Origin of the sequence: Sulfolobus sp. B1 (assembly GCF_007050195.1) — an archaeon.
Taxonomy (GTDB): domain Archaea; phylum Thermoproteota; class Thermoprotei_A; order Sulfolobales; family Sulfolobaceae; genus Saccharolobus.
The window spans coordinates 1-3,658 of sequence record NZ_QIMI01000145.1 but is presented as its reverse complement, the minus strand read 5'-3'; the positions used below and the strand labels follow the sequence as shown (position 1 = coordinate 3,658).

Here is a 3,658-nt window from a genome sequence, read left to right as displayed (position 1 = left end):
CCTTTAGAAGAATTAGTCGACTTGGAGGGAGAAATCACCTATCATCTTTTTCACGACTACTTATTTCAGTTTAAGTGTTTTTAAACTTTTTTATAGGATCGTTTAGATTACATGAAGATTAGATTAAAAATTATTTATCATTCACGTATGTGATCATATTAAGTATATCTTTATAACCCATAATGTCTTTCCACATTTCTAAACATTTTACATCACCTAAATATAGCCACACATTTCCAAAATGACCTCTTCTATCGTCCACAAAAAGTATCTCATTTGGTTTCACTTTAAGCCCAACCTTATCTAATTCTACGATTATTTGGCTAATCATCAAGAACTTGTATGGATATGGCCTGGCTACAATTACATCGAAATACTTCGAAAGGTCTAGCACATTAAAAACTTTTTTAGCTATTTCTTCTACATTCCACGTGGCAACCGCTAAAATTAGTCCTCGTTCTTTCAGTTCCCTCAAAGTCTCTCTAACATGTGGAAAAAGATTAAGCCTTCTACCCCTAGCGTCTTCCAACGTATTCTCGTCAAGTAATTTTAACGGCTCTTCGAACTCGGAAATATTGTGATGATCCCAAAGAGTTTTATCAGCATCAAATACTACTACTTTAATCATTCTTATTAAGACTAGGAGGTAAGGTATAATAAGCAATTTTGCCCTCATGATAATCCCTAATTATCGTCTTTGCTGACATCTCTATATTAGGTTCTTTATCACTCTTATAATACCATCCCCTCCTCTCAGCTATCTTAACTAATAAGTCGTAAGGATCTGAAAAATCTACCTTATAAACATCTTTAAGAGACTGTGGAGAATAATCAAGTATCCTTTGAATTAGGAGTATTGCAGGCTTTACTGGATCATCTAACTTGTCGACATTATATCCCCTAATTATTCTTTCCAGCACTTCACCATCTGGTGGTATAATCCCGGGCGTATCCCAAGCATATAACTTATTATCAATTTTGAATAATTGAATAGACCTAGTATAGCCGTGTTCCAAGGGATGCGCTGAAGTTGACGCTGAGTGTTTACCTTTAAGTGCATTTATTATTGAAGATTTTCCCGTTTTAGGATACCCTACGAATAATACGATACCTTTTTTACCCTTAAGTAATGATTTCATAGTGTCTCGCAGTACTTTAGTTCCTAGATGAATAGTGGATGAAATGTATACTGCTTTAAATCCTTCACTTTCAAAGTATTTTTTCCATTCTTGAAGAACACTTACTGGTACTAAGTCTCCTTTATTTAATATTAATAGTAACTTTTTATTATTTTTTAACACAATTTCTTCAATCTTCTTAGATCTTGTTAAGCTTGGCTCTCTCGAATCTAATACCTCAGCTACTATATCTGATCTCTTGACTAACTGAATGATCTTTCCTAGCATTCATTTTATTTTCTTGAGTTTACTCTTTTTATATATGCCTAAAGGAGAACTAGCGATATTTGATGAGGGCACATTCGAAGGAACTATAGATTATCAAATGTTTACAAAAACATCAAGATTGGATTTAAATAATAGAGAAATTAGCTTTCCAATAACGTTGTCCTCAAATCCGGAAAAACTCTATGTAATGATTCAAACCAAGTATAATAAATCATACAAACCAAGATGGAGAATTTGGTTAGATAGTTTCTCTTTGACTAAGGAGTTTAAGCCAAACGTTGAGTTGGACCTTGATGATAAATACGTCATATCTACTATAATTTATGATTTAACTCCCATAATTAAGGAAGGGAAACATGAATTAATCATCTCTCACTCATCAGTAAATTCACTTGAATTACTTAACGTATCTACAATATCGTTCTATAGACAACATGGATTTAGCACAACATATAGGTTAAGTAGTGGCCCTCTTGTTTTAAGTTGTAATGAGAGAGTGGAATTAGAGCTCTTAAATAAGGCATTCTTAGTTGCAAGAAATGAAAGCAAATTCGGCAATCTGAAATTTATCGATGATAAAGGTGACTTGATTTACGTTTTCAACCTTTCATCAGATAGTGAAGAATTAGAGATTCAAGGGAAACGTAAAGTGATTGTTACATTGGATTCAAAGAACGAGAAAGATTACGGTGTTATCTTAGCCTCATACAGTTTCGTTGAGGTAACCCCAAGGATAGATTTGAATATAAACAGTAGGTTAGATAGTAATTCTATAATCTTCGACATAAAGAACGTTAGCGAGATCAAGTTAGATAAGGTCATCATAAATGTTTTTGTGAATGGAGCACAAGTGCACTTTAGAATTGTCAACAATATGGAAAAGGATTCCAATTTAACTATAAAATTGCCTCTTCAACAGTCTCAACAGAACAAGAAATTATTAATAAACATGAGAGTCGTAGGGATAAAAGGTAGTTATAGACGAGTGTTTGATAGACAAATAACCCTTTAAATGAAAGGAATACTTCCAATTAAAAAGGCAATTATTCCACTTATAGCGGAAATTTTTAAATATGTTCTCGCCCTAGAAGCACCGTCGATAGACTCCTTCTGGGTAATTGAGAGTATAACGAAAGGTAAGAAGGTTATTGCTAACAATATAGGGTAAAGAAAATTAAAGCCCAAGAAATAAGGTATTGGCGATATTAATATTAATACTATTAGAAGCGCCTTGGCTATTTTCCAGGCTTTACTAATCCCTAATGTAGTGGCTAACGTTTTAACGTTATAGGCTAAATCACCATTATAATCCTCTATTCCCTTAACTATTTCTCTCGATAAAGTGAGAAAAAATGAGTAAAAAGTAGGGACAGTTATTCTAATTAGCCATTCTCCAGAAAAATATGCTAAACCGCCATAAAATATTGAGAGAGCAGTATTAGTTGCAACTAGAATATTTCCATATATTCCGGTTTTCTTTAGGCTCTTCGCGTAATATATAAGACTTATTGAAACCAATATGGCTAGAATGAAATTATATATCCCTAAGGAAATAGATAGAAAAATACCTGTCAAGAAAGTCAAAATTGTAACTACTTTAGCCATTTTTAGTGATACTCTACCAGATGGTAAAGGCCTATAAGGCTTATTTATCTTATCTATCTCAATGTCGTAAATATCGTTTATTACATAACCACCTGCTGCAATTAAACCTACTACTATTGCCGAAATAATTAACTGTTTGAGTTCAATGTGCCATCCCGATGATACTAAGAATCCCATGATCGCGCCTATCGATGCTCCTATAACGTTATGTATTCTCACTAGTTCTATGTAAGATTTTAAACTCACGATAACGTTAAATGAATCTAAGATTAAAATATCTTATGTCAGTCAGTGAGAAGGACATTAAGATAGCAATAGAGTACTTCAAGGCAAATCTATCTGTAGGGGAGATAATAGCTTCAATAGAGTTGAAAGCTAGGGGAGTATCCAATCCGGAATCCACAATATCGAAATTACTGGAAATGGGAATAATCGAGAGAGGAGAAGGCTGTTATAACCTAGTGAGGAAGCCTTCGGAAAAGAAGTGAATGAAGATCGAATTCCTCTGAGACATTAATTGTCTTATCATTGTACATCCTAAATAATATAGGAAGAAATTTCCATAACACTTCCAAAACATTTGTTATTCGATACTGCTTTCTTATTTCTCTAGCGATATTTGAGTACGTAAAAAAATATTTCTCAAA

At 33.3% G+C, this 3,658-nt stretch carries 5 protein-coding genes; 2 read left to right on the top strand and 3 right to left on the bottom strand.

The genetic code is table 11. The features are described from left to right. Positions 1 to 130: 130 nt before the first annotated feature. Both DMP16_RS08505 and DMP16_RS08500 read right to left on the bottom strand, forming a co-directional pair. The gene (locus tag DMP16_RS08505) at positions 131 to 628 is read right to left on the bottom strand and encodes a magnesium-dependent phosphatase-1 (protein WP_069282224.1); all 498 of its coding nucleotides are present in this window, start codon (positions 626 to 628) and stop codon (positions 131 to 133) included. Next, positions 621 to 1,406 carry a GTPase gene (locus DMP16_RS08500; RefSeq protein ID WP_069282221.1) on the bottom strand — a complete coding sequence of 262 codons (786 nt, stop codon included), beginning with the start codon at positions 1,404 to 1,406 and terminating at the stop codon, positions 621 to 623. The genes DMP16_RS08505 and DMP16_RS08500 overlap by 8 nt, the downstream gene beginning before the upstream one ends. A 34-nt stretch (positions 1,407 to 1,440) precedes the next feature. Between DMP16_RS08500 and DMP16_RS08495 the strand changes: the two genes are divergently transcribed. After that, the gene (locus DMP16_RS08495) at positions 1,441 to 2,418 is read left to right on the top strand and encodes a hypothetical protein (protein WP_069282219.1); all 978 of its coding nucleotides are present in this window, start codon (positions 1,441 to 1,443) and stop codon (positions 2,416 to 2,418) included. Here the strand turns inward: DMP16_RS08495 and DMP16_RS08490 are convergent. Then, complete coding sequence (locus DMP16_RS08490; RefSeq protein WP_185957847.1) at positions 2,415 to 3,257, bottom strand: UbiA family prenyltransferase; 843 nt, start codon at positions 3,255 to 3,257, stop codon at positions 2,415 to 2,417. The two genes, DMP16_RS08495 and DMP16_RS08490, sit on opposite strands and share 4 nt — an antisense overlap. An 11-nt stretch (positions 3,258 to 3,268) precedes the next feature. Between DMP16_RS08490 and DMP16_RS08485 the strand changes: the two genes are divergently transcribed. After that, positions 3,269 to 3,499, top strand: coding sequence for a hypothetical protein (locus DMP16_RS08485; protein ID WP_069282217.1), 231 nt, complete (start codon positions 3,269 to 3,271; stop codon positions 3,497 to 3,499). The last annotated feature ends 159 nt before the right edge of the window (positions 3,500 to 3,658 follow it).

Bases quoted from the DNA above. Each gene is read 5' to 3' on its own strand.
- DMP16_RS08500 (WP_069282221.1), bottom strand. From the start codon at position 1,406: ATGCTAGGAAAGATCATTCAGTTAGTCAAGAGATCAGATATAGTAGCT.
- DMP16_RS08505 (WP_069282224.1), bottom strand. From the start codon at position 628: ATGATTAAAGTAGTAGTATTTGATGCTGATAAAACTCTTTGGGATCAT.
- DMP16_RS08495 (WP_069282219.1), top strand. From the start codon at position 1,441: ATGCCTAAAGGAGAACTAGCGATATTTGATGAGGGCACATTCGAAGGA.
- DMP16_RS08485 (WP_069282217.1), top strand. From the start codon at position 3,269: ATGAATCTAAGATTAAAATATCTTATGTCAGTCAGTGAGAAGGACATT.